Below are 23,547 nucleotides of genomic sequence, written 5' to 3' on the forward strand. Positions count from 1 at the left end.
GTGATTGAACTGTCCGAGCATGGCCGCGTCAAGAGGATGTGCGGTTCCCGCCTTCAGCATCGGAAGTCCTGCGACAACATCTGCCGCATGTCTTGCCAAGACCTGAACGCACTCCTAGATTCCGGCGCGCGGGTCCGGCTACGGGCGGCGCTTGAGGCCGTTCACGAGGAGGGCCAGGAGGGCATCCATCTCGGCCTCGATCCCGGGCTTGGACCACTCGGCCGCGTATACGGGATCGTGGAAGCGGATCGTCGCGTCGAACACCGCGCGGGCCGTGGCCTCGACGTCCCCCTCGACCGGCGTGAAATCTCCCGCGTCCACACCGTCCTGAACGATCCGCACCAACTGGCCGACGAGTTCGGTGATGTGCTCGTCCACCACCCCGCTGTTCTCGCGCAGCAGCACCTCGTACGTGGCGAACAGCTGCGGGTCGGCCCCCGCCTTCTTGCGCTTGGCGGTGAACAGCGCCACGTTCCAGAGCGCCAGCCGGTCCTCGGCGCTGCGCGACCCGTCGGCGACGATCCGGCTCAGCTCTGCCGTGGTCCGGTCGAGCCACCGCTTCGTCACCGCCTCGCGCAGCGCCGCCTTCGTACGGAAATGGCGGTACACGCTGCCGTGGCTGACGCCGAGCGCGCGGGCCACGTCCACGACGGTCGCCTTGGCGGGTCCGTACAGGCGCAGCACGTCCTCGGTGGCGGCGAGGATGCGCTCGGCGGTCAGCGTTTCGGTGGCCATGGAGGGAACCGTACCCGGGGGTCCTGTCAGCGCTCGCTGTCGAGGTGTGCCATCTGCTGGGCCGGGTAGCGCTCGCCCGCGGCCGCGTCGGCCGGGACGGCTTCGGCGATGGCGCTCAGGTCCGCCGCGTCCAGCGTCACGTCGAGAGCGCCGAGGGATTCGTTCAGCCGCTCGCGGGTGCGGGCGCCGACGAGCGGGACGATGTCCTCGCCCTGGGCCGAGACCCAGGCGATCGCGGTCTGCGCGACCGTGACGCCCTTCTGCTGGGCGATCTTGCGCAGGGCGTCGACCAGATCGAGGTTGCGGTCCAGGTTCTCGCCCTGGAAGCGGGGGCTCATCCCGCGGAAGTCGTTCGCGGCGAGCTTGCGGTCGCGCGTGAAGTGGCCGGAGATCAGTCCGCGGGACAGGACTCCGTACGCGGTGATGCCGATGCCCAGCTCGCGGGCCGTCGGCAGGATCTCCGCCTCGATGCCGCGGGTGATGAGGGAGTACTCGATCTGCAGGTCGGAGATCGGCGCGACGGCGGCCGCCCGGCGCAGGGTCTCGGCGCCGACCTCCGAGAGGCCGATATGCCGTACGTGCCCGGCCTCCACCAGCTCGGCGATCGCGCCGACCGTCTCCTCGATCGGTACGTCGGGGTCGACGCGGGCGATCCGGTAGATGTCGATGTGGTCGGTGCCCAGGCGCTGGAGCGAGTACGCGGCGAAGTTCTTGACCGCGTTCGGCCGGCCGTCGTAACCGGTGAAGCCGCCCTCGACGGTGCGCAGGGCGCCGAACTTGACGCTGGTGAGCGCCTGTTCGCGATGGGCGGCGGGTGCGGTGCGCAGTGCCTCGTTGATCAGCAGTTCGTTGTGGCCCATGCCGTAGAAGTCGCCGGTGTCGAGCAGCGTGACGCCCGCTTCGAGCGCGGCGTGGATCGTGGCGAGGGACTCGGCGCGGTCGGCGTCCCCGTACAGGGCGGACATGCCCATGCAGCCGAGGCCGAGAGCGGAGGTACGGGGGCCGGTGGTGCCGAGCGTGGTGGTGCGCATGAGGGGCTCCTTCGGATGTCGTGCGATGCGGTGCTGTCACCAGCTTGACCCAACAGCTGACAGATTTCAATATCTGTCAGCTGTCATCTGTCAGCGCGCGGCAATTCCGGTGCAACCGCCACGCACGCTCCGGTACCGTCGCCCCCATGTACTTTCACCTCCCGATCTACGAGTGAGATCCGGCGGGCACGACCCCGCCGCCCAAAAAACCTTCATCTCTCTCACCTGATGGGAATCACCCGTGGCCAAGAGCCGGAACAACCTGCTCGGCGTGGGCGGGCAGCGCAAGAAGCTGTCCCGTACGAACGACGCCGGATCCGCGACCTCGCGCGCGAACGACCGCAAGACGGCCGAGGAGCTCAAGCAGGACCTCGTACGCAAGATGCAGGAACGTGCGCAGGGCGCGTCGAAGACCGATGACGCGCAGCAGGAAGGCACCGAGAACAGCTGACCCAGGCAAGCCGGCGGCCCGCAACTCCCAGGGAGTTGCGGGCCGTTGCTGTTGCCGTCACCTGTTTTACGTCATGGCGGGGGCAGCACGCGATCGAGGAATCCACGGACCAGCGGGACCACCTCGTCGAGGTGGGTTTCGAGCAGCCAGTGGCCTCCGTCGAGCAGGTGCAGCTCCGCCTCGGGGAGGTCGCGGTGATAGGCGCGGGCTGCGGCTTCGGGCATGTACCCGTCGTGCGGCCCCCACACGATGAGCGTCTCGGGCCGGTGCTCACGCAGATAGGCCCGCTGACGGCCGAACCAGGCAAGGGTGCTCGGCTGGTCCTCCAGGAGCCGGACCAGGTTCGCCACGCGTTCGGGGCTCTGCATGAGCGCCCAGTGCAGCGTCCACAGATCGGGTGGAATCCGGTCCGCGACGTGGTCGGGTAGCTCGCCGGCGAACTCGTCGCGGAAGCCCTCCAAACTGACGTGGGCGGCGATCCCGCGGCGCGACTCGGGGCCCGGATGGGCCCAGAACTGCCGAAGGGCGTCGTACTTGGGCCCGAACGCGTCCTCGTAGATGTCGCCGTTCTGGATGATCAGTCCCGCCACGCGGTCCGGTTCGCGCATCGCGAGCCGGAGTCCGAACTGGGAGCCGTAGTCGTGCAGCCAGATCGCGTAGCGCTTCAGGCCGAGGCTTTGGGTGAAGTCGAACAGGAAGTCGGCGTAGGCGTCGAAGGTGTAGCCGAACTCCTCCGGTGTGGGAGTGGCGCTGTAGCCGAACCCGGGCAGGTCCGGGGCGATCAGCCGCCATCGGTCGCCCAGCGCGGCCATCAGATGCCGGTACACGAAGGACGACCCGGGGTAGCCGTGCGGCAGCAGCACTACGGGTGCGTCCTGGGGGCCTGTTTCCCGGTAGAAGGTAGCTATCCCGTCGACCGAGGTGGTGAGGTGTCGCATGCCTCCCTATTTTTTCACAGGCGTACCGAAAGGGTCCGGGCCGCCGCCCGCTCGGCGTCACACCTTGACCGATGCCTCCGCCGCCTCCGTGTGCTCCAGCCGCTCCGCCGTACGCACCGCCGTCCCGCGCGCCCACCGGCCGCTCGTCATCGCGCCGACCACCAGGACGCTCAGGCCGCAGCCCGCGATGATCCACCAGGCCGGCTTGCTCGCCTCGACGAAATGCGTGGAGGAGGACGCGGACGACGCCATCCCCGCCGCGAGCACCGCACCGATCACCGCGACGCCGAGCGTTCCGCCCACCTGACGGCTGGTCGAGGCCACCGCGGCGGCCACGCCCGCCTGGGCGCGGGGCATACCGGAGACGGCGGTGTTGGTGATGGGGGCGTTGACGAAGCCGAAGCCGATACCGAAGATCACGTATCCGATGACGAGCGTGGTGTTCGAGGTCTCCGCCTCGAAGGCCGCGAACAGCACCCCGCTCACGGTCATCGCGACTCCCGCCACCAGCAAGGAGATCCGCGGCCCCCGGCTGCCCACGAGCCGCCCGGAGACCGGCGCGCAGACGAAGCACATCGCCGCCATCGGCAGCATCCACAGTCCGGCGTGCAGGGCGTCGAGCCCGCGTACGTCCTGGAGATAGAGCGTCGACAGGAAGAGGAAGCCCGCGAGCGCGGCGAAGGCGCTCACCGCGATCACGGTCGCCCCGCTGAACGGCGCGCTGCGGAAGAACCGCAGATCGATCAGCGGCTCGTCCCGCCTGCGCTCGTACCGGACCAGAGAGACCAGCGCGCAGACGGCCACCGCGCTGAAGACGAGGATCTCCGCCGAGAGCCAGCCCTTCGCGGGCGTCTCGATGATCGCGTACGTGACGGAGCCGAGCAGCGCGATCACCAGGACCTGGCCCACGGGATCGGGGCGCCGGGGCTTGGGTGCGCGGGACTCGGGCACGTAGCGCAGTGTCAGGACCAGGGCGGCGAGACCGACCGGCAGGTTGACCCAGAAGATCGAGCGCCAGCCGACCGTGTCGACGAGCAGCCCGCCGACCAGCGGTCCGGCCGCCATCGAGATACCGACGACCGCGCCCCAGACGCCGATGGCGCGGGCACGCTCCTTGGGCTCGGTGAAGGTGTTGGTGATGATCGACATCGCCACCGGGTTGAGCATCGAACCGCCCACGGCCTGCACCATCCGGAACGCGATCAGTGATTCCAGGTTCGGCGCGAGCGAGCAGAGCACCGAGCCGATCGTGAAGAGCACGAGCCCGGTCATGAAGACCTTGCGCCGCCCGATCCGGTCCGCCGTCGAGCCGGCCAGCATCAGGAGCGAGGCGAGGACCAGGGTGTACGCGTCGATCGTCCACTGCATGCCCGCCACGTCCGCGTCGAGCTCCTTGCGCATGGACGGCAGGGCCACGTTCAGAACGGTGTTGTCGAGGCTGACGATCAGCAGGCTCATACAGCAGATCGCGAGGATCAGCATGCGCCGGCGGTGGGTCAGGGGCTCGAGGGCGCGGTCGGATGCGGACGACGACGCGGCGGGGTCAGGCAACGGCATCCATCAAAAGTACGCCTAACTAAAGACCCTGTCCGCCGGTGGTCCGCGTACGCGACAATGGCGGGATGCCGCAGCACTCTTTCTCCCCGCTCACCGTCGGCCCGCATGTCGTACAGCCCCCCGTGGTGCTCGCACCCATGGCCGGCATCACCAACGCTCCGTTCCGCACCCTGTGCCGTGAGTTCTCCGGCGGCAAGGGGCTGTTCGTCAGCGAGATGATCACGACGCGCGCCCTGGTCGAGCGCAACGAGAAGACCATGCAGCTGATCCACTTCGACGAGACCGAGAAGCCTCGCTCGATCCAGCTGTACGGAGTGGACCCGGCGACCGTCGGCAAGGCCGTCCGCATGATCGCGGAGGAGGACCTGGCCGACCACATCGACCTCAACTTCGGCTGCCCGGTCCCCAAGGTCACGCGCAAGGGCGGCGGTTCGGCCCTCCCGTACAAGCGTCATCTGCTGCGCGCGATCCTGCGCGAGGCCGTCAGCGGCGCCGGCGATCTGCCGGTCACGATGAAGATGCGCAAGGGCATCGACGACGACCACATCACCTATCTCGACGCGGGCCGTATCGCGGTCGAGGAAGGCGTCACGGCGATCGCGCTGCACGGGCGCACGGCGGCGCAGCACTACGGCGGTACGGCGGACTGGTCCGCGATCGCCCGCCTGAAGGAGCACGTGCCGGAGATCCCGGTGCTCGGCAACGGCGACATCTGGTCCGCCGAGGACGCGGTCCGCATGATGCGCGAGACCGGCTGCGACGGCGTGGTCGTGGGACGCGGCTGCCTCGGGCGGCCATGGCTCTTCGGGGACCTGGTCGGCATCTTCGAGGGCACCCAGGCGCCCGCGGCCCCTTCGCTTCGAGAGGTCGCGGAAGTGATGGTGCGGCACGCGACGCTGCTCGGCGAGTGGATCGGCGATGAGGCACGCGGTGTCATCGACTTCCGCAAGCACGTGGCCTGGTACCTCAAGGGCTTCGCGGTCGGCTCCGAGATGCGCAAGCGGCTCGCGATCACGTCCTCCCTGGAGGAGCTGCGGGGCGGGCTCGACGAGCTGGACCTGGACCAGGCCTGGCCGGTCGGCGCGGACGGCCCGCGCGGCCGTACGTCGGGCAACAACCGGGTCGTGCTGCCGGACGGCTGGCTCAAGGACCCGTACGACTGCGCGGGTGTGAGCGAAGAGGCGGAGCTGGATACGTCCGGGGGCTGAGAAGCCGGTCCGTATCGGCGCTGATTGATGATCGATCGTCGAGTGATTCTCGCCACCTTGAGAAGCCTACTGCTCACATGAGCGGATCTTGAAGGTGTTCGGAGCATGCAGGGTGGCACGGGGTGCCACCCTTTTTGCGTTCAAGACTTGAACTCAAATGCTTCAGATCTCGCTCAGGTGAGCGCGATCATTCTCGATGAGGTCAAGCTCCCTTCGGGGGATGAAAACTTCGCCTACCGAAGGGTCACTTTCGATCTGCTGGCGGACGGGTGGTTACGGCCGTAAGGCGCTCAGGTGTATCTCCTCAGACGCCTTCGATCTGGGTATGTTCCTCGACGTCAGGGCAGCCACCGAGCCTCGAGGAGTCGAGACCCGTGTCGGAAAACAAGAAGCAGAAGTTCGTCTACGACTTCACCGAGGGCAACAGGGACCTCAAGGACCTCCTCGGCGGAAAGGGCGCCAACCTCGCCGAGATGACCAATCTCGGTCTGCCGGTCCCTCCGGGCTTCACGATCACCACCGAGGCCTGCAAGGTCTACCTCGACAGTGGCACGGAGCCCGCTGAGCTGCGCGAAGAGGTCAGTGAGCACCTCGACGCCCTCGAGCGGAAGATGGGCAAGAAGCTCGGCCAGGCCGACGATCCGCTCCTTGTATCCGTACGCTCGGGCGCCAAGTTCTCGATGCCCGGAATGATGGACACCGTCCTCAACATCGGCCTCTCGGACGCCTCCGTGAAGGGCCTCGCGAAGCAGTCCGGCGACGAGCGCTTCGCGTGGGACTCCTACCGCCGCCTCATCCAGATGTTCGGCAAGACCGTGCTCGGCGTGGACGGCGAGCTCTTCGAGGACGCACTCGAAGCGGCCAAGAAGGCCAAGAAGGTCACGGTCGACACCGACCTCGACGCCCCCGAACTGCAGAAGCTGGTCAAGCAGTTCAAGAAGATCGTCAAGACCGACGCGGGCCGTGACTTCCCGCAGGACCCGCGCGAGCAGATGGATCTCGCCATCACCGCGGTCTTCGACTCTTGGAACGGCGACCGCGCCAAGCTCTACCGCCGCCAGGAGCGCATCCCGGGCGACCTCGGCACCGCGGTCAACGTCTGCTCGATGGTCTTCGGCAACCTCGGCCCCGACTCCGGCACCGGCGTCGCCTTCACCCGCGACCCGGCCTCGGGCCACCAGGGCGTGTACGGCGACTACCTGCAGAACGCGCAGGGCGAGGACGTCGTCGCCGGTATCCGCAACACCGTGCCGCTCGCGGATCTCGAGAACATCGACAAGAAGTCGTACGACCAGTTGATGCAGATCATGGAGACGCTCGAGACGCACTACAAGGACCTGTGCGACATCGAGTTCACCATCGAGCGCGGCCAGCTGTGGATGCTGCAGACCCGTGTCGGCAAGCGCACGGCCGCGGCCGCGTTCCGTATCGCCACGCAGCTCGTCGACCAGGGCCTGATCGACGAGGCCGAGGCGCTGCAGCGCGTCAACGGCGCCCAGCTCGCGCAGCTGATGTTCCCGCGCTTCGACGAAGACGCCAAGATCGAGAAGCTCGCCCGCGGTATCGCCGCCTCGCCGGGCGCGGCGGTCGGCAAGGCCGTCTTCGACTCGTACACCGCGATCAAGTGGTCGCGTTCGGGCGAGAAGGTCATCCTGATCCGCCGCGAGACCAACCCCGACGACCTCGACGGCATGATCGCCGCCGAGGGCATCCTGACCTCGCGCGGCGGCAAGACCTCGCACGCCGCCGTCGTCGCCCGCGGCATGGGCAAGACCTGTGTCTGCGGCGCCGAGGAGCTCGAAGTCGACACCAAGCGGCGGCGGATGACCGCGCCGGGCGGTGTGGTCATCGAGGAGGGCGACGTCGTCTCGATCGACGGCTCGTCCGGCAAGGTCTACCTCGGTGAGGTGCCCGTCGTGCCCTCGCCCGTCGTCGAGTACTTCGAGGGCCGGATGCACGCCGGTGCCGAGGAGGCCGGCGAGCTGGTCGCCGCCGTGCACCGCATCATGTCCTTCGCCGACGGCAAGCGCCGCCTGCGGGTGCGCGCCAACGCCGACAACGCCGAGGACGCGCTGCGCGCCCGCCGCTTCGGCGCGCAGGGCATCGGCCTGTGCCGTACCGAGCACATGTTCCTCGGTGAGCGCCGCGAGATGGTCGAGAAGCTGATCCTCGCCGACACCGACGACGAGCGGGAGGAAGCGCTCAAGGAGCTGCTTCCGCTGCAGAAGAAGGACTTCGTCGAGCTCTTCGAGGCGATGGACGGACTCCCCGTGACGGTGCGTCTGCTCGACCCGCCGCTGCACGAGTTCCTGCCCGACATCACCGAGCTCTCCGTTCGCGTCGCGCTCGCCGAGTCCCGCAAGGACGCCAACGAGAACGACCTGCGCCTGCTCCAGGCCGTGCACAAGCTGCACGAGCAGAACCCGATGCTGGGTCTGCGCGGCGTACGCCTCGGCCTGGTCATCCCCGGCCTGTTCACCATGCAGGTACGGGCCATCGCCGAGGCCGCCGCCGAGCGCAAGGCCGCCAAGGGCGACCCGCGGGCCGAGATCATGATTCCGCTGGTGGGCACCGTCCAGGAGCTGGAGATCGTCAAGGACGAGGCGGACCAGGTGATCGCCGAGATCGAGGCCGCCACCGGCATCGACCTCAAGCTGACCATCGGCACGATGATCGAGCTGCCGCGGGCCGCGCTCACGGCCGGCCAGATCGCGGAGGCCGCCCAGTTCTTCTCGTTCGGCACGAACGACCTCACCCAGACCGTGTGGGGCTTCAGCCGCGACGACGTCGAGGCCAGCTTCTTCACCGCGTACCTGGAGAAGGGCATCTTCGGGGTCTCGCCGTTCGAGACCATCGACAGGGACGGCGTCGGCACGCTCGTGAAGTACGCCGTCGAGCAGGGCCGCAAGACCCGCCCCGACCTCAAGCTGGGCGTCTGCGGCGAGCACGGCGGTGACCCGGAGTCGGTGCACTTCTTCCACGAGGTGGGGCTCGACTACGTGTCCTGCTCGCCGTTCCGTATCCCGGTCGCGCGTCTCGAGGCCGGCCGTGCGGCGGCGGCCTCGCTGGGCAGCGACAGCCGCTGACCGCGTTGAACACCGGGGTCGTCGGCGGGTCATGCCCTGACACACCCTCACCGGTTCGTCGCCGGCCCCGGCTTGTGGAGGAAGGGGGCGCCCTGTGCGGGGGCGCCCCCTTCTCCGCGTCCGGGGCCTGTACGACCGGTGAACTCGCCCGCGGGGCCGGGGTGTCACCGGCTTCCGCCGCCCGGCACGCCTGCGCGCTGCGCGAGGCGGGCCTGGGGCCCTCTAGCTCCGGAAGGGTCCCGTCACCTCGTACGTGATCCCGCCCGAGGAACTGCCGCTCGTACCGCGCTGGCTGGAGAAGTACAGACGCGTGCCGTCGGGCGAGAACGCCGGGCCGGTGATCTCGGAGCCCGACTGGCCGGTGATCCTGAGGAACGGGGCGACGACCTCGTCCGGCGTGATCATGCAGATCTCCATGTTCCCGCCGTCCTCCGCGATGAACAGATCGCCGGACGCGGTCCCCGTCACGTTGTCGACCCCGGTCAGCGGCGGGCCGCTCACCAGCGAGTCGTCATAGGCGAGTTCGAGGGTGGAGGCGGCCGCGTTGTACTGCCACACGCGGTTGTCACCCTTGGTCGTGAACCAGCAGGTGTCGTCCGCGTAGTAGCAGCCCTCTCCGCCGTTGAAGCGCTTGGCGCCGGAGACCTGGCCGCGGGTGGCGGTGGCGCCGCTCGGGTCCGGCACCTGGGCCCAGGTCACCGGACCGCTCGTCCCCGAGCCCATCTTCAGGACCTCCAGCTTTCCGGCCGAGAGATCGCCCCAAGTGGTGGGCGTGAAGCGGTAGAAGCAGCCGTCGGATACGTCCTCGGTGAGGTAGATCGTCCTGCGTACGGGGTCGGCGGCGGCGGCCTCGTGCTTGAAGCGCCCCATCGCGTCCCGCCGGACCGCCGCCTTCACACCCCAGGGGTCCGTCTCGTAGACGTACCCGCGGTCGACCTCCTCGCAGGAGAGCCAGGTGTTCCACGGAGTCTTGCCGCCGGCGCAGTTGGTGCGGGTGTTGGAGAGGATGCGGTACGCACCCGTGATCGCGCCGGTCGCGGAGAACTTGACCGCGCCCGCGCCGCCACTCGGACTGATCTCCGAGTTGGAGACGTAGATCCAGCCCGAGCCGTCCGCGTAACAGGCGCCGCCGTCCGGGGCGTTGTGCCAGGTGTACGAGGTGGAGCCGACTTTCTGCCCGGAACGGGCGATCACTCTGCTGCTGAACCCCGCGGGCAGCTGGATCCCGTTGGCGTCCGCCGTGCCGAGTGCGCCGTACGGGCCGGTGCCGGGCTGTGCGGGGTCGGCGAAGGCGGCGCCGCGCCACAGCGTGCCGCCGAAGGCGGCCGCCGAGCTGCCGATGACCGCGCCGCGCAGGAAGGTCCGACGTTCCACTGTCACTCCAGGTGGTGGGGGTCACCCCGCGCGCCGGGTACGGCGACGGGGTCGCGCGGTTCGAGAACCTAGGCGGGCTGCGTTGTCTGTACATGAACAAGGAGCGAAGGGTCGGAGCAGGTTTGCGTGCGCGGCCCCGGGCGCACGTTTGCCCGGCGCGGGCACCCGGCCTACCGTCGGCCCCATGAGTACCGGGAAGAGCACGGGCGCAGGCGTCGGTCGGGGTGCAGGCACCGGTCGGGGTGCCGGTACCGGCAAGGGCGCCGGTACCGGCGCTGGCTCCCGCACCGCTACCGGCCCCCGCACCGCCACCGGCGCCGGCGCCGGCAAGAAGATCACCGAGAAGCTGTCGGCAGCCGTCCTGAGCGAGTCCACCGGCAAGGACTGGGTCGGCTGGTTCGCCGTGCTCGACAAGTGGGGCGCGCACCAGCGCGGCCACACCGACATCGCCCGGCATCTGCGCGAGGAGCACGGCGTGAACGGCTGGCACGCCCAGTCGATCACCGTCGGCTACGAGCAGGAACGGGGGATGCGCGAGGTCGGCCAGTCCTGCGACGGCACCTGGGAGGCCTCCGGCAACAAGACCGTGAACGTGCCGGCCGAGCGCGTCACGGAGGCCTTCGTGGACGAGGCGGTCCGGCGCCGCTGGCTCCCGGACGCCGACCTGACGCTGCGCACCCACCGCGCCGGCAAGTCCCTCACCGCCGACTGGGACGGCGGGGCCAGCCGTATCTCCGTCTTCCTGACGGTCAAGGGCCCGCAGAAGACCCAGATCACCCTCGGGCACCACAAGCTGGCGGACGCGGATGCGGTGGTGGCGTACAAGGAGTTCTGGCGGGAGCGGCTGGGGGAGCTGAAGCGGGTCCTCGAGGTGGGCTGAGGCTCCCGTGCGGGTGCGGTCCCGTTGCCGGGTGCGGGTGGGTGGCGCCTGCGGCGGGCCGCTCTCCCCCGCCCCTTCCCGGCGGGGCTGAAGGGGAAGCCATAATCGCCCCATGACCCGCCTCATCCTCGCCACCCGCAACGCCGGAAAGATCACCGAGCTGCGTGCGATCCTCGCCGATGCCGGGCTCGCGCACGAGCTCGTCGGTGCCGACGCCTACCCCGAGATCCCGGACGTCAAGGAAACCGGCGTCACCTTCGCCGAGAACGCGCTGCTCAAGGCGCACGCCCTCGCCCAGGCCACCGGACTGCCCGCCGTCGCCGACGACTCCGGCCTCTGCGTGGACGTGCTCGGCGGAGCGCCCGGCATCTTCTCCGCCCGCTGGGCCGGACGGCACGGCGACGACAAGGCGAACCTCGACCTCCTCCTCGCCCAGCTCTCCGACATCGACGCACCCCACCGCGCCGCCCACTTCGCCTGCGCCGCGGCCCTCGCGCTGCCGGACGGTACGGAGCGCGTCGTCGAAGGTCGGCTGCGCGGAGTGCTCCGCCACGAGCCGGCCGGTGACGGCGGCTTCGGCTATGACCCGATCCTGCAGCCGGACGGTGAGACGCGGACGTGCGCGCAGCTGACGGCCGCGGAGAAGAACGCGATCAGCCACCGGGGCGTGGCGTTCCGGGCCCTGGTGCCGGTGGTGAAGGAACTGCTGGACTGACCTTCGCCAACCGGTAGCCCCGGGCGCCCAACTGGCGCCCAGTACGGACGAAAGACCCCCGAATCGCGCCGATTCAGGGGTCTTTTGTCATGCCTGTCCCGCTGTGTCCCAGGCCACTGGAACCGGAGGTTCCTTATCTGGTCTTCACCGTGTTACAACTGGTCTACACCACTAACTGGTGTAGACCACGCGGCCGATCGGTCCGCGTCTTCTGAGCGACGTCGCCGTCCCCAAACTTCCCTGTTCCAAGGCGGCGTCATGCCCACTGGAGGAAGTTGTGTCCACGGCTGCCGCCCCCGCGGCGAAGAAGGGCTCCGGCGCGATGGCTGTCATGCAGCGCATCGGCCGCAGCCTGATGCTGCCCGTCGCGGTCCTGCCCGCCGGAGCGCTCCTGCTCCGCTTCGGCCAGGCCGACATGCTCGGCGCTGACGGCCTCGGCTGGAACAAGCTCGCGAGCTACATGGCCGCCGGTGGTGGCGCGCTGCTCGACAACATGCCGCTGCTGTTCGCGGTCGGTATCGCCATCGGCTTCGCCAAGAAGTCGGACGGCTCCACGGCCCTGGCGGCCGTCACCGGTTACCTCGTCTTCCAGAAGGTGCTCTCCACCTTCACCGACAGCAACCTGCCGAGGGTCGCCGCGGTCGTCGACGGCAAGATCGTCATGAACGAGGCGCCGGTCAACGCCGGTGTGCTCGGCGGCGTGATCATGGGTGTCGTCGTCGCCCTGCTGTACCAGAAGTTCTACCGGACCAAGCTCCCCGACTGGGCGGGCTTCTTCGGCGGCCGCCGTCTCGTCCCGATCCTGTCGGCCTTCGCGGGTCTGCTCATCGGCATCGTCTTCGGTCTGATCTGGCCGGTCCTCGGTACCGGTCTGCACAACTTCGGTGAGTGGCTCGTCGGTTCCGGCTCCGTCGGTGCGGGCATCTTCGGTGTCGCCAACCGCGCGCTGATCCCGATCGGCATGCACCACCTCCTGAACTCCTTCCCGTGGTTCCAGGCCGGCAGCTTCCAGGTCGACGGCGCGACGTACTCCGGTGACATCGCCCGCTTCCTGCACGGTGACCCGACCGCCGGCCAGTTCATGACCGGCTTCTTCCCGATCATGATGTTCGCCCTCCCGGCGGCCTGCCTCGCAATCACCCACGCCGCTCGCCCCGAGCGCCGCAAGGTCGTCGGCGGCATGATGTTCTCGCTCGCTCTCACCGCGTTCGTCACCGGTGTCACCGAGCCGATCGAGTTCACCTTCATGTTCATCGCGCCGGTCCTGTACGCGATCCACGCGGTCCTCACCGGTGTCTCGATGGCGCTCACCTGGGCCCTCGGCATGCGCGACGGCTTCGGCTTCTCCGCCGGTGCGGTCGACTTCTTCCTGAACCTGGGCATCGCGGACAACCCGTGGGGTCTGGCCGGAATCGGCCTCTGCTTCGCGGTGGTCTACTACTTCATCTTCCGGTTCGCGATCACCAAGTTCAACATCCCGACCCCGGGCCGCGAGTCCGACGAGGAGCTCGCCGAGCTCCTCAAGGCCGAGGCGAAGTAAGCCTCAGCCCTACCTGAACGGGACCAAAGCCCCCGGCCGTTGTTACCAACGGTCGGGGGCTTTGCCCATTTCCTACCGATACGTTGGGTGGTATGACGACACGCATCCTCGACCTCGACCGCGACCAGCTCTGCGCCCTCAGGGGCCGCGAACTCACCGCCGCCGTGGCCGCCGCGGAGGGCCGCACCATGGTCGGCGAGGTGTTCGCCGAGCGCGCCGCGATGATCCCGAACCCCGGCGGGCGCGGTGTGCACAACATGGAGCTCGTCTCCGCGTTCGGCGCCGACATCGTCGTACTGAACCTGATCGAGCGCGCCTGGGACGGCGAGAAGCTGACGCTGCCCGGACTCGGCGAGTTCACCTCGTTCACCGAGCTCGCGCAGGTCATCGGGCGCCCGATCGGCATCAACCTGGAGCCCGGTGACGTACCGGAGATCCGCCGGGCCAAGCCCGAGCACGCCAAGAAGCTGATCGACATGGGTGCCGCGATGCTCTGCATCACCGCGAACCCCGGCACCGGGGGCTCCTTCGAGGGCATGGCCCGGGTGACCGAGGAGCTGCGCAAGGGGCTCGGGGACGACGCGGCGCTGTGGAGCGGCAAGATGCACCACGCCGGGCACGTCGAGCGGGTCACCGTCCCGAAGCTGACCGCGCTGGTCGACGCGGGCGCCGACGGTGTGGTCATGCCGCTGCCCGGCACGATGCCCGGGGTCACCAGGGAGCTGGCCGCCGAAGGGGTCGCTGCCGTGCAGGACGCGGGCGCGATCGTGATGGGCGCCATCGGTACGAGCCAGGAGGGCAGTCACGCCAACGTGGTGCCCCAACTGGCCCTGAACGCCAAGGAGATCGGCTTCGACGCGCACCACTTCGGTGACTCGTACATCCCCGGCATGTGCGACCCGGAGCTTCTGTACGCGTACTCGGTGGCGATCCGCGGCCGCCGGCACACCTGGAACCGGATGGCCCTGTCCGGCCGCCGCCCCAGGAGCGGCGGACCGGCAGGGTCCTGACGGTTCGGATCCCGGTCGGATCCCGGTCGGATCCTGGTCGGATCAGATCTCGTAGACGGCCCCGGAGCGCGCCAGCTCGACAGGGCCGTCGAACGTCCCCCGGGCGTCCTCGAGGTTGATCTGTGCGTCCGTCCACGGCGGGATGTGGGTGAGGACCAGGCGGCCCGCTCCGGCGCGCGTCGCGCTCTCGCCCGCCTCGCGGCCGTTGAGGTGGAGGTCGGGGATGTTCTCCTTGCCGTGGATGAAGGAGGCCTCGCACAGGTAGAGGTCGGTGCCGGTGGCCAGTTCGTCGAGCTGGTCGCAGGCGCCGGTGTCGCCGGAGTAGACGAGTGAGCGGCCCTCGTGCTCGAGACGGATCGCGTACGCCTCCACGGGGTGGGCGACCTTCTCCGTACGTACGGAGAACGGGCCGATCTCGAACGAGCCGGACTTGAGGGTGTGGAAGTCGAAGACCTCGCCCATCGCCGAGGACGAGGGGCTGTCGCCGTACGCCGTGGTCAGGCGGTGTTCGGCGCCCTCGGGGGCGAAGACGGGGATGGCATCGCAGCGGCCGCCTTCGTGGCGGTAGTAGCGCGCGACGAAGTACGCGCACATGTCGATGCAGTGGTCGGGGTGCAGATGGCTGAGGAAGATGGCGTCGAGGTCGTACAGACCGCAGTGGCGCTGCAGCTCGCCCAGGGCACCGTTGCCCATGTCGAGGAGCAGCCGGAAGCCGTCGGCCTCGACGAGGTAGCTCGAGCAGGCCGATTCCGCGGACGGAAACGACCCCGAGCAGCCGACGACGGTGAGCTTCATGGAGACGGGAACCTCCGTGCTGGCAGGGCATGACGCGGGGCATGACGGGGGTCGTGCGGTTCGTTGAGCGTAAGGCGCAAAAGAGCGCGTCGCCCCTGCGTCATGGGCCGTTGTGGGGCAACTCACCTGCCCTGTCACCGGTTCGGATGGATCCGCTCCCGGCGCGCCGCGCGTCGCCCTCGCCGGTACATTCATGCCCATGGACACGTCCTGGTGGCTCGCTCTGGCCGCCGTGGTCGCGATTGCGCTGGTCGCCGCGGTGGTGGACGGCCGGGCGCGGTCGCGCAGCCGCCCCGGGGGCGGGCGTCGGCCGCCTGGGCGGCCGCGGGGCCGGGTTTCGGGCCGTAAGCCGCAGCCTGCGGAGATCTGGTGGGCGGATGTCCCCTACGAGGACGGGCCCGGATCGAAGGACCGGCCGTGCCTGGTCCTGGAGATGCGCGGCAAGAACGCGGTCGTCGTCAAGATCACCAGCAAGTACCACGACGAGCGGGCCGGCGTGATTCCGCTGCCGCCCGGTGCGGTGGGCGATGCGCAGGGGCGGCCGAGCTTCCTGGAGACGGATGAGCTGCGGTCCGTACCGGTGTGGGCGTTCCGGCGCCGGGTGGGTGTGGTGGACCCGATCCTGTGGGACCAGGTCCGCCACCTGCACAGTTGACGAAGAGCTACGCCCAGAGCTGGCCCTGCAGCAATGCGATGGCCTCCTCCGTGGAGGAAGCCGTGTAGATGCCCGTCGACAGGTACTTCCAGCCGCCGTCCGCGACCACGAACGCGATGTCGGCCGGCTGTCCGGCCTTGACCGCCTTCTTGCCTACGCCGATCGCCGCGTGGAGTGCCGCGCCCGTCGAGACGCCCGCGAAGATGCCCTCCTCCTGGAGGAGTTCACGGGTACGGGTCACCGCGTCCGCCGAGCCGACGGAGAAGCGGGTGGTGAGGACCTTCTCGTCGTAGAGCTCGGGGATGAAGCCCTCGTCGAGGTTGCGCAGGCCGTAGACCAGGTCGTCGTAGCGCGGTTCGGCGGCGACGATCGAGACGTCCGGCTTGTTCTCGCGCAGGTAGCGGCCGACGCCCATGAGGGTGCCGGTGGTGCCCAGGCCCGCGACGAAGTGCGTGATGGACGGCAGGTCGGCGAGGATCTCCGGGCCCGTCGTCGAGTAGTGCGCGCCCGCGTTGTCCGGGTTGCCGTACTGGTAGAGCATCACCCAGTCCGGGTGCTCCGCGGAGAGCTCCTTGGCCACCCGTACCGCCGTGTTGGAGCCGCCCGCGGCGGGCGAGGAGATGATCTCCGCGCCCCACATGGCGAGCAGTTCACGGCGCTCGGACGAGGTGTTCTCCGGCATCACGCAGACGATGCGGTAGCCCTTGAGGCGCGCGGCCATCGCGAGCGAGATGCCCGTGTTGCCGCTGGTCGGCTCGAGGATGGTGCAGCCGGGCGTCAACCGGCCGTCCTTCTCGGCCTGTTCGATCATGTGCAGCGCGGGCCGGTCCTTGACGGAACCGGTCGGGTTGCGGTCCTCGAGCTTGGCCCAGATGCGGACGTCGTCCGACGGCGAGAGCCGCGGCAGGCGCACCAGAGGGGTGTTGCCCACCGCGGCCAGCGGGGAGTCGTACCGCATCAGACCGAGCCGCCGGCCACGGCCGGAAGGATCGTGACGCTGTCGCCGTCGGCGAGCTTGGTGGAGATGCCGTCCAGGAAGCGGACGTCCTCGTCGTTCAGGTACACGTTCACGAAGCGGCGCAGCTTGCCCTCGTCCACGATGCGGGCCTCGATGCCCGAGTGCCGGGAATCGAGGTCGGTGAAGAGCTCGGCGAGGGTGTCCCCGCTGCCCTGCACGGCCTTCTCGCCGTCGGTGTAGGTGCGGAGGATGGTCGGGATGCGGACCTCGATGGCCATGGCTGCGGCTCCTGTCGGATACGGAAGTGTGGGTGCGCGCGGGCCCGCGCGCGGAATGCGGTGGTACGCGGAGGAGTCGCCGTCTGCCGGGGGCCGCGCCTTTCGTGCGGCGGCTCGCGGCCCCCTGCTGCGGCAGGGGTCGGCGGCAGGAGTCAGCGTGGACAGATGGCGCTGTTCAGCCTGCACAGGTCGACGTGAAGGCGCGCCACGAGCAGCATGCCCGGCGTCTTGTCACTCACGTCGTGTTGAACCATGCGGTCATCGTATCGATTCCCGGCCCGTATCCCGGAGTGTGATCTCAGATAGTGGATGATTTTCGTTCACCGGCTGGACGCGACAGGGCGGTGGCCGTCTCCGGGCCCGGCAGATACGTGACCGTCGGCGCCCCCGTGGCCGGGTGCACGCCCACGTCGGCGCTCACTCCGTAGACCTCGGCGAGCAGCCCGGCGGTGAGCACGTCGGCGGGCGGCCCCGAGGCGACGACCGCCCCGCCGTGCAGCACGTAGAGCCGGTCGCAGAAGTACGCGGCCAGGTTGAGGTCGTGCAGGGCGAGCAGGTTGGTGGTGCCGAGGCCGCGGACGAGCGTGAGGATGTCCAGTTGGTAGCGGATGTCGAGGTGGTTGGTGGGCTCGTCGAGCACGAGCAGACCGGGCTGCTGCACCAACGCCCGGGCGACCAGGGCCCGTTGGCGTTCGCCGCCGGACAGGCCGGGGAAGGCGCGCTCGGCCAGATCGAGCACGCCCACGCGGGCCAGTGCCTCGGTGACGAGCCGTTCGTCGGCGGCGGTGTCCGGCTCCCAGAACCGTTTGTGCGGGGAGCGGCCCATGGCCACCACCTCCCGTACGGTCAGCTCGAAGCCGGTCTGCCCGTCCTGCGGGACGGTGGCGATGCGCCGGGCGCGCTCCTTGGCGCCGGTGAGCTCCGCGCCGTCGACGAGCACCCTGCCCGCGCTCGCCCGCAGCGTCCCGTACACGCAGCGGAGCAGGGTCGTCTTGCCGCTGCCGTTCGGACCGACGAGCCCGACGGTCTCGCCCGCGGCCGCGTGCAGGGTGACGGCGTCGACGAGGGTGCGGCCGCCGGTCGCGTACGAGAGCGACTCCACCTGGAGCGGCATACCTGTTCCGTACGAGGGCATCACGCGCCCACCCCTTCGGCAGAGCGGCCGCGGTGCAGCAGCCACAGGAAGAACGGTCCGCCGGTCAGCGCGGTGAGCACGCCGACCGGGATGTCCTGGGGCGCCGCGACCGTACGGGCCGCGAGGTCGGCGGCGACCAGGAACACCGCGCCGCCGAGCGCGGCCACGGGCAGCAGCCTGCGGTGGCTCGCGCCGACCACCATGCGGGCGGCGTGCGGCACCATCAGACCGACGAAGCCGATGGCCCCGCTGTACGCGACGGCCGCCCCGGTGAGCAGCGAGGTGAGGACGAACACGGCGGCGCGGAAGCGGCTCGTGTCCAGGCCCAGCACGGTCGCGCCCTCCTCGCCCGCGAGCAGCAGGTCGAGCGGCCGGGCGAGCGCGAGCAGGATCAGGGTGCCGATGACCAGGGTCGCGGCGGGCAGCGCGAGCATGTCCCAGCGGGCGCTGCCGAGGCCGCCGAGGGTCCAGTAGAGGACCTCCTGGATGTGGTTGGCGTCGGCGGACGTGACCAGGAGCAGGCTGGTCAGGGCGGACAGGATGTACGCGACGGCCACGCCCGCGAGCACGAGCCGCGCCCCGGTCATGGCGCCGCCCCGGCCGCGCGCCAGGACGTAGACGAGGGCCAGCGAGGCCATCGCGCCCGCGAAGGCGGCGGCCGGGATGGTGACGGACATCGCGGCGCCCGCGCCGATCCCGAGCACGATCACGGCCACCGCGCCCGCCGACGCCCCCGAGGAGACTCCGAGCAGGAACGGGTCGGCGAGCGGGTTGCGTACCAGCGCCTGCAATACGGTGCCGATGACCGCGAGCCCGGCCCCGATGACCGCGCCGAGCAGCACCCGGGGCAGCCGTACGTCGAGCACGATCGTGCGCAGCGGGCTCGCTTCCGCGCCGCCCGTGAGGATCCGTACGACCTCGGCCGGCGCGATCCGCACCGGCCCGAGCGCGAGCCCGGCGACGGCGGCCACCACCAGGGCCGCGGTCAGGGCGCTCACCACCAGGACGTAGCCGCGCCTCACCGCGCCACGTCCGGGTGGAGCTGCTCGGCGAGCTTCTCCACCGCGGCGGGGGCGCGGACACCGAGGACCGCGTCGGACAGGGGCAGGACGGCGAACCGCTTGTTCTTGATCGCCGGTACGTCCGCGAGGGCCGGGTCCTCGAGGAGCCGCTTCTTCTTCTGGGCGACGGTCTGCGCGCCGTAGTCGTAGATCACGATGACCTCGGGGGCCCGCTCGACCACGTTCTCCCAGGACGCGTCGCCGAAGGACTTGTCCAGGTCGGCGAAGACGTTGCGGCCGCCGGCCCGGGTGATGATCTCGTTGTTGGCGGACAGGAGCTTCTCGTACGAGGGGTACTCGTCGGCGAGCACCGGCCGGGACTCGTAGTCCTTCGCGTACTCGGGCAGGACGGCGTCGTCGAGGTAGGCGGTGCCGGCGATCCGGTCCTTCAGGCCGAGCTCCAGCATCACCTCGGTGACGTGCTGGTTCATGGTGACGGCGCGCTCGGGCGGTGCGGTGAAGGTGGTCTTCACTCCGCAGTTCGTCACGGTGTACGGGAATCCGGCGGCGGTCGCCCGCGGCTTCGCGGAATCGGCGGCCGGGGAGCACGCGGCGAGCGGGACCAGCAGGGCGAGGGCGGTGAGAGCACGCGTACGAACAGAAGCGCGTGCGGCTGTGAGCCAGGACATGGCCAGGCCTCCTCCGGGGATTTCCGCGTCCCCAGTCGGTGGAAGAAGGCAGCAGGTCAGTTCCTGACTCTCCGGCCGCGATGGCCGGTCACAGTGGCGGGACCGTCCCGGATTCTCACCGGGTTCCTGGATCCTGCAGCCCAAGGTCGGGGATCAGTATGCCTGTACGACCTCGACCTCTTCCTCGGTGACCTCGCCCTCGACGATCCGGTACGAGCGGAACTGGAACTCCCCCGCACCGTCCGCGTCCGCCGTGGACACCAGCACGTAGTGGGCGCCGGGCTCGTTCGCGTACGTGATGTCGGTACGGGACGGGTAGGCCTCGGTCGCCGTGTGCGAGTGGTAGACGATCACCGGCTCCTCGTCGCGGTCGTCCATCTCGCGGTAGAGCTTGAGCAGATCGCCCGAGTCGAACTCGTAGAACGTGGGCGAGCGGGCCGCGTTCAGCATCGGGATGAACCGCTCGGGGCGCCCCTCGCCGACCGGCCCGGCGACGACACCGCAGGCCTCGTCGGGGTGGTCCTCGCGGGCGTGCGCGACGATCTGGTCGTACAGGGCCTGGGTGATGGTCAGCATGCCGCTGAGCATAAGCAGGTGGGCCAGGGATTCGAGATCCCTGGCCCACCTGGTGAGACGCGTACGTGAGACACGTACGAAAGACACTCCCGTGAGACGGCCGCCCGGCAGGAAACGGCCGTCCCCAGGAAGGGTCTAGCTCTTGACGTCCTCCAGCTGCTTGGCGTTCTTGCGCTGGATGAACTGGTAGCCGATGAAGAGGATCAGCGCCCAGAGCGGAGCCGCGTACAGCGAGATCCGCGCGTCCTTGTCGATGCCCATGAGCACGATCACCATGAAGATGAAGGCGAGCGCGAACCAGCTGGTGTACGGGGCACCGGGGGCCTTGAAGGAGGACTGCGGCAGCTCGCCGCGGTCGGCCTTGGCGCGGTAGCGGATCTGGCTGATCAGGATCATGATCCAGGCCCACATGCCGGAGATGGTCGCGAAGGAGACGACGTAGTTGAACGCCTCGCCCGGCCACTCGTAGTTGATGTAGACGCCGATCAGCATCAGAGCGGCGGAGAACGAGGTACCGGCCAGCGGCAGACCGTTCTTCGTCAGCTTGGTGAAGAACTTCGGGCCCTGGCCGTTGAGCGCGAGGTCGCGCAGCATGCGGCCGGTGGAGTACATGCCCGAGTTGCAGGAGGACAGGGCCGCGGTGAGCACCACGAAGTTCACGATCGCGGCGCCGACGCCCAGGCCCATCTTCTCGAAGGCGGCCACGAACGGGCTGACTCCGGGCTGGAAGTGGGTCCACGGCACGACCGACAGGATCATGATCAGCGCGCCGACGTAGAAGACGGCGATACGCCACGGCACGGTGTTGATCGCCTTGGGCAGGACGGTCTTCGGGTCCTTGGACTCGCCCGCGGTCACACCGACCAGCTCGACGGCGAGGAAGGCGAACATGACCATCTGCAGGGTCATCAGGGTGGAGCCGATGCCGTTCGGGAAGAAGCCGCCCTGGTTCCAGAGCATGCCGACCGAAGCGGTGTCACCGGCGTCGGAGAAGCCGATGGTGAGGATGCCGGCGCAGATCAGGATCATGCCGATGATGGCGGTGACCTTGACCATCGAGAACCAGAACTCCAGCTCACCGAAGAGCTTCACCGAGATCAGGTTCGCGCCGAACAAGATGACCGTGAAGAGCAGCGCGAACACCCATTGCGGCTGATCGAGCCAGCCGTCGGCGTTCTTGGTCCAGTACTGCATGTACGCGGAGGCCGCGGTCACCTCGGTGATGCCGGTGACGACCCAGAAGAGCCAGTACGTCCAGCCGGTCACGAAGCCCGCGAACGAGCCGATGAACTCCCGCGCGTACTCCGAGAAGGAGCCCGACACCGGGCGGTACATGAGGAGCTCGCCGAGCGCGCGCATGATGAAGAAGATCACCAGGCCCGCGATGGCGTACGCGAGGATCAGGCTGGGCCCCGCCTTGTGGATGCCCTTGCCCGCGCCGAGGAACAGGCCGGTGCCGATGGCGCCGCCGATCGCGATCATCTGGATCTGCCGGGCTCCCAGACCTCGCTGGTAACCCTCCGCGGACGTGCTCTCGCCGTCCGCCACGGCACCATTTCCGTCAGGCCGGCCGTGTCCGTCGTTCTTGTCGACCTGCACTGAGGTCATGTTGGTGCGCCTTTCTCCATGCCGACCCGTGCAGTACGTGCGGTACGTGCCCGGATCGGGTCCCGATCCCCCCGGATGTGGATGGAGCTGTGCCTGCCGGCGGTCTGCCGGTGGGGCGCCCCTGCCGGGCACATGGGTGGCGTCCCGGCAGGTGGTCGTGAACATTTATCACGCGCACAAGTGGGGCCAAACAAGACCTTTGTGGCGGACACCACAGGAAGAAGGGGACATTAGTCCCTGGGCGCACCAAAGGGCCGCGCCATGGTGACGTGATCGTTATCCGGATTTGAGTGTCCGTTGAGCGAACGAACATCACGCGGGGGTCTCAGACGGAGGCGACCGTTCCGCGAGGGTGAGCGCTGGGTCTCCTAGCCCATCGCTGGGGCTCCTAGCCCATCAACGTCTCGACGAGCGTCTCCTGCAGCCCACCGAGCCACAGGTACGCCATCACCATCGGCTTGCGCGGATCGCTGTCCGGCAGCCGGTAGAGGAGGTCGGTGTCCTCTTCGCTGATCACATCGAGGCGCGAGGCGATCGCGAGCCGCAGATCGTTGAGGGCGCCGAGCCACTGCTTCGACTCGTCCGGGGTCAGCTTGAGGACCGCGCCGCCCTCGCCGTCGAGGGAGAGCGCGTCGAGGCCGCGGACGACCACGAGGGCGTTGTCGCGCTTGCCCGCGCGCAGGTCGTTCTCGGTGAAGCGCCGGAACTCGGCCGAGTAGGCCTTGAGTTGATCGTCCGGCACGGCTTCGGGATCGCCGTACGCGTCCGGGAAGAGCCGCTGCAGTACGGGGTCGCTCGGCGGCTCGCTCGGGCCGTCGGCGAACAGTTCGGCCAGCGGGTCGGGGTCCTGCTCGCCGCCGGGGCCCGGGCCGATCAGCTCGAGGAGCTGTACGGCCAGGGAGCGCAGGATGGAGACCTCGACCTCGTCGAGCGCGACGGCCGCGCCGCCGCCGGGTACGGGCTCGAACATGCCGGCCATCAGTTGCGGTCCTGGCTCAGCGTCGCCCACAGGCCGTAGCCGTGCATCGCCTGCACATCGCGCTCCATCTCCTCGCGGGAACCGCTGGAGACGACGGCGCGGCCCTTGTGGTGGACGTCCATCATCAGCTTGTGGGCCTTGTCCTTGGAGTAGCCGAAGTAGGCCTGGAACACGTACGTGACGTAGCTCATCAGGTTCACGGGGTCGTTGTGGACGATCGTCACCCAGGGAACGTCGGGCTCGACCACCGCCGACTTTTCGTCGGCGGGGTTGGTGATCTCTGCTGGAGCCACATCCGGAGCCACACTCACTTGTCCCATGCTGCCACTTGGAGCCTCGCGGTGCATA

The 23,547-nt window shown here is 69.2% G+C and carries 24 protein-coding genes and 1 riboswitch; of the genes, 8 read left to right on the forward strand and 16 right to left on the reverse strand.

The window, feature by feature from the left end:
* Positions 1-138 precede the first annotated feature (138 nt).
* Entirely contained in the window at positions 139-735 is a 597-nt protein-coding gene (locus G6045_RS05610) for a TetR family transcriptional regulator (RefSeq protein ID WP_165330677.1), read from the reverse strand.
* A 26-nt stretch (positions 736-761) separates the two neighbouring features.
* The gene (locus G6045_RS05615) at positions 762-1,766 is read right to left on the reverse strand and encodes an aldo/keto reductase (protein ID WP_165330678.1); all 1,005 of its coding nucleotides are present in this window, start codon (positions 1,764-1,766) and stop codon (positions 762-764) included.
* Between the two features lie 241 nt (positions 1,767-2,007).
* On the opposite strand from G6045_RS05615, the gene G6045_RS05620 reads away from it, so the two are divergent.
* On the forward strand, positions 2,008-2,217 hold the full coding sequence (locus tag G6045_RS05620) for a DUF6243 family protein (RefSeq protein WP_165330679.1): 210 nt from the start codon (positions 2,008-2,010) through the stop codon (positions 2,215-2,217).
* Positions 2,218-2,288: 71 nt separating this feature from the next.
* On the opposite strand, the gene G6045_RS05625 is transcribed toward G6045_RS05620, so the two are convergent.
* Together G6045_RS05625 and G6045_RS05630 are read right to left on the reverse strand one after the other, a co-directional pair.
* On the reverse strand, positions 2,289-3,155 hold the full coding sequence (locus tag G6045_RS05625) for an alpha/beta fold hydrolase (RefSeq protein WP_165330680.1): 867 nt from the start codon (positions 3,153-3,155) through the stop codon (positions 2,289-2,291).
* 57 nt (positions 3,156-3,212) lie between these two features.
* On the reverse strand, positions 3,213-4,712 hold the full coding sequence (locus G6045_RS05630) for an MFS transporter (protein WP_165330681.1): 1,500 nt from the start codon (positions 4,710-4,712) through the stop codon (positions 3,213-3,215).
* A gap of 65 nt (positions 4,713-4,777) precedes the next feature.
* Here G6045_RS05630 and dusB point away from each other — a divergent pair, with 65 nt between their 5' ends.
* Together dusB and ppdK are read left to right on the forward strand one after the other, a co-directional pair.
* A complete protein-coding gene (gene dusB, locus G6045_RS05635) occupies positions 4,778-5,920 on the forward strand; it encodes a tRNA dihydrouridine synthase DusB (RefSeq protein WP_165330682.1) in 1,143 nt (380 codons plus the stop codon).
* Between the two features lie 374 nt (positions 5,921-6,294).
* The gene (ppdK, locus tag G6045_RS05640; RefSeq protein ID WP_165330683.1) at positions 6,295-9,006 is read left to right on the forward strand and encodes a pyruvate, phosphate dikinase; all 2,712 of its coding nucleotides are present in this window, start codon (positions 6,295-6,297) and stop codon (positions 9,004-9,006) included.
* A 222-nt stretch (positions 9,007-9,228) separates the two neighbouring features.
* Here the strand turns inward: ppdK and G6045_RS05645 are convergent, their stop codons facing one another.
* On the reverse strand, positions 9,229-10,380 hold the full coding sequence (locus tag G6045_RS05645; RefSeq protein ID WP_165330684.1) for an alkaline phosphatase PhoX: 1,152 nt from the start codon (positions 10,378-10,380) through the stop codon (positions 9,229-9,231).
* A gap of 184 nt (positions 10,381-10,564) precedes the next feature.
* On the opposite strand from G6045_RS05645, the gene G6045_RS05650 reads away from it, so the two are divergent.
* The 4 genes from G6045_RS05650 (at position 10,565) to G6045_RS05665 (ending at position 14,525) form a co-directional block, all read left to right on the forward strand.
* Entirely contained in the window at positions 10,565-11,260 is a 696-nt protein-coding gene (locus G6045_RS05650; RefSeq protein WP_165330685.1) for an SRPBCC family protein, read from the forward strand.
* Between the two features lie 112 nt (positions 11,261-11,372).
* A complete protein-coding gene (gene rdgB / locus G6045_RS05655) occupies positions 11,373-11,975 on the forward strand; it encodes an RdgB/HAM1 family non-canonical purine NTP pyrophosphatase (RefSeq protein ID WP_165330686.1) in 603 nt (200 codons plus the stop codon).
* A gap of 322 nt (positions 11,976-12,297) precedes the next feature.
* Entirely contained in the window at positions 12,298-13,515 is a 1,218-nt protein-coding gene (locus tag G6045_RS05660) for a PTS transporter subunit EIIC (protein WP_165330709.1), read from the forward strand.
* A gap of 92 nt (positions 13,516-13,607) precedes the next feature.
* Entirely contained in the window at positions 13,608-14,525 is a 918-nt protein-coding gene (locus tag G6045_RS05665; protein ID WP_165330687.1) for a DUF7916 family protein, read from the forward strand.
* A 42-nt stretch (positions 14,526-14,567) separates the two neighbouring features.
* Here the strand turns inward: G6045_RS05665 and G6045_RS05670 are convergent, their stop codons facing one another.
* The gene (locus G6045_RS05670; RefSeq protein ID WP_165330688.1) at positions 14,568-15,320 is read right to left on the reverse strand and encodes an MBL fold metallo-hydrolase; all 753 of its coding nucleotides are present in this window, start codon (positions 15,318-15,320) and stop codon (positions 14,568-14,570) included.
* Positions 15,321-15,519: 199 nt separating this feature from the next.
* Between G6045_RS05670 and G6045_RS05675 the strand changes: the two genes are divergently transcribed.
* Positions 15,520-15,975 carry a type II toxin-antitoxin system PemK/MazF family toxin gene (locus G6045_RS05675; protein WP_165330689.1) on the forward strand — a complete coding sequence of 152 codons (456 nt, stop codon included), beginning with the start codon at positions 15,520-15,522 and terminating at the stop codon, positions 15,973-15,975.
* Between the two features lie 7 nt (positions 15,976-15,982).
* On the opposite strand, the gene G6045_RS05680 is transcribed toward G6045_RS05675, so the two are convergent.
* The 10 genes from G6045_RS05680 to clpS all read right to left on the reverse strand — a co-directional run bounded on the left by G6045_RS05680 (position 15,983) and on the right by clpS (position 23,519).
* Positions 15,983-16,933, reverse strand: a complete 951-nt coding sequence (locus G6045_RS05680; RefSeq protein ID WP_165330690.1) for a PLP-dependent cysteine synthase family protein — start codon at positions 16,931-16,933, stop codon at positions 15,983-15,985.
* Positions 16,933-17,211: a MoaD/ThiS family protein gene (locus tag G6045_RS05685; RefSeq protein WP_052578595.1), complete on the reverse strand. Its 279-nt coding sequence runs from the start codon at positions 17,209-17,211 to the stop codon at positions 16,933-16,935. The genes G6045_RS05680 and G6045_RS05685 overlap by 1 nt, the downstream gene beginning before the upstream one ends.
* A 152-nt stretch (positions 17,212-17,363) precedes the next feature.
* Positions 17,364-17,465 carry a putative leader peptide gene (locus G6045_RS42130; protein ID WP_328707661.1) on the reverse strand — a complete coding sequence of 34 codons (102 nt, stop codon included), beginning with the start codon at positions 17,463-17,465 and terminating at the stop codon, positions 17,364-17,366.
* Positions 17,466-17,509: 44 nt separating this feature from the next.
* Entirely contained in the window at positions 17,510-18,325 is an 816-nt protein-coding gene (locus tag G6045_RS05690; protein ID WP_165330691.1) for an ABC transporter ATP-binding protein, read from the reverse strand.
* 20 nt (positions 18,326-18,345) lie between these two features.
* Positions 18,346-19,368 carry a FecCD family ABC transporter permease gene (locus G6045_RS05695; protein WP_165330692.1) on the reverse strand — a complete coding sequence of 341 codons (1,023 nt, stop codon included), beginning with the start codon at positions 19,366-19,368 and terminating at the stop codon, positions 18,346-18,348.
* Positions 19,365-20,036 carry an ABC transporter substrate-binding protein gene (locus tag G6045_RS05700; protein ID WP_165330693.1) on the reverse strand — a complete coding sequence of 224 codons (672 nt, stop codon included), beginning with the start codon at positions 20,034-20,036 and terminating at the stop codon, positions 19,365-19,367. Before G6045_RS05700 ends, G6045_RS05695 begins: the two co-directional genes overlap by 4 nt.
* A 37-nt stretch (positions 20,037-20,073) precedes the next feature.
* Positions 20,074-20,218: riboswitch (cobalamin riboswitch) on the reverse strand.
* A complete protein-coding gene (locus tag G6045_RS05705) occupies positions 20,190-20,612 on the reverse strand; it encodes a Mov34/MPN/PAD-1 family protein (protein WP_165330694.1) in 423 nt (140 codons plus the stop codon). Its footprint overlaps the riboswitch before it by 29 nt.
* A 135-nt stretch (positions 20,613-20,747) precedes the next feature.
* Positions 20,748-22,220, reverse strand: a complete 1,473-nt coding sequence (locus G6045_RS05710) for an amino acid permease (protein WP_165330695.1) — start codon at positions 22,218-22,220, stop codon at positions 20,748-20,750.
* Between the two features lie 388 nt (positions 22,221-22,608).
* Positions 22,609-23,199: a DUF2017 domain-containing protein gene (locus G6045_RS05715; protein WP_165330696.1), complete on the reverse strand. Its 591-nt coding sequence runs from the start codon at positions 23,197-23,199 to the stop codon at positions 22,609-22,611.
* Positions 23,199-23,519, reverse strand: a complete 321-nt coding sequence (gene clpS, locus G6045_RS05720; RefSeq protein WP_165330697.1) for an ATP-dependent Clp protease adapter ClpS — start codon at positions 23,517-23,519, stop codon at positions 23,199-23,201. Before clpS ends, G6045_RS05715 begins: the two co-directional genes overlap by 1 nt.
* Positions 23,520-23,547 lie beyond the last annotated feature (28 nt).

This window comes from Streptomyces mesophilus, assembly GCF_011044995.1.
Lineage (GTDB): Bacteria > Actinomycetota > Actinomycetes > Streptomycetales > Streptomycetaceae > Streptomyces > Streptomyces mesophilus.

Coding starts and splice junctions, on each gene's coding strand:
- G6045_RS05610 (WP_165330677.1), bottom strand. CDS start 735: ATGGCCACCGAAACGCTGACCGCCGAGCGCATCCTCGCCGCCACCGAG.
- G6045_RS05615 (WP_165330678.1), bottom strand. CDS start 1,766: ATGCGCACCACCACGCTCGGCACCACCGGCCCCCGTACCTCCGCTCTC.
- G6045_RS05625 (WP_165330680.1), bottom strand. CDS start 3,155: ATGCGACACCTCACCACCTCGGTCGACGGGATAGCTACCTTCTACCGG.
- G6045_RS05630 (WP_165330681.1), bottom strand. CDS start 4,712: ATGCCGTTGCCTGACCCCGCCGCGTCGTCGTCCGCATCCGACCGCGCC.
- dusB (WP_165330682.1), top strand. CDS start 4,778: ATGCCGCAGCACTCTTTCTCCCCGCTCACCGTCGGCCCGCATGTCGTA.
- G6045_RS05650 (WP_165330685.1), top strand. CDS start 10,565: ATGAGTACCGGGAAGAGCACGGGCGCAGGCGTCGGTCGGGGTGCAGGC.
- rdgB (WP_165330686.1), top strand. CDS start 11,373: ATGACCCGCCTCATCCTCGCCACCCGCAACGCCGGAAAGATCACCGAG.
- G6045_RS05660 (WP_165330709.1), top strand. CDS start 12,298: ATGGCTGTCATGCAGCGCATCGGCCGCAGCCTGATGCTGCCCGTCGCG.
- G6045_RS05665 (WP_165330687.1), top strand. CDS start 13,608: ATGACGACACGCATCCTCGACCTCGACCGCGACCAGCTCTGCGCCCTC.
- G6045_RS05670 (WP_165330688.1), bottom strand. CDS start 15,320: ATGAAGCTCACCGTCGTCGGCTGCTCGGGGTCGTTTCCGTCCGCGGAA.
- G6045_RS05675 (WP_165330689.1), top strand. CDS start 15,520: ATGGACACGTCCTGGTGGCTCGCTCTGGCCGCCGTGGTCGCGATTGCG.
- G6045_RS05680 (WP_165330690.1), bottom strand. CDS start 16,933: ATGCGGTACGACTCCCCGCTGGCCGCGGTGGGCAACACCCCTCTGGTG.
- G6045_RS05685 (WP_052578595.1), bottom strand. CDS start 17,211: ATGGCCATCGAGGTCCGCATCCCGACCATCCTCCGCACCTACACCGAC.
- G6045_RS42130 (WP_328707661.1), bottom strand. CDS start 17,465: ATGGTTCAACACGACGTGAGTGACAAGACGCCGGGCATGCTGCTCGTG.
- G6045_RS05690 (WP_165330691.1), bottom strand. CDS start 18,325: ATGCCGCTCCAGGTGGAGTCGCTCTCGTACGCGACCGGCGGCCGCACC.
- G6045_RS05700 (WP_165330693.1), bottom strand. CDS start 20,036: ATGTCCTGGCTCACAGCCGCACGCGCTTCTGTTCGTACGCGTGCTCTC.
- G6045_RS05705 (WP_165330694.1), bottom strand. CDS start 20,612: ATGCTGACCATCACCCAGGCCCTGTACGACCAGATCGTCGCGCACGCC.
- G6045_RS05710 (WP_165330695.1), bottom strand. CDS start 22,220: ATGACCTCAGTGCAGGTCGACAAGAACGACGGACACGGCCGGCCTGAC.
- G6045_RS05715 (WP_165330696.1), bottom strand. CDS start 23,199: ATGGCCGGCATGTTCGAGCCCGTACCCGGCGGCGGCGCGGCCGTCGCG.
- clpS (WP_165330697.1), bottom strand. CDS start 23,519: ATGGGACAAGTGAGTGTGGCTCCGGATGTGGCTCCAGCAGAGATCACC.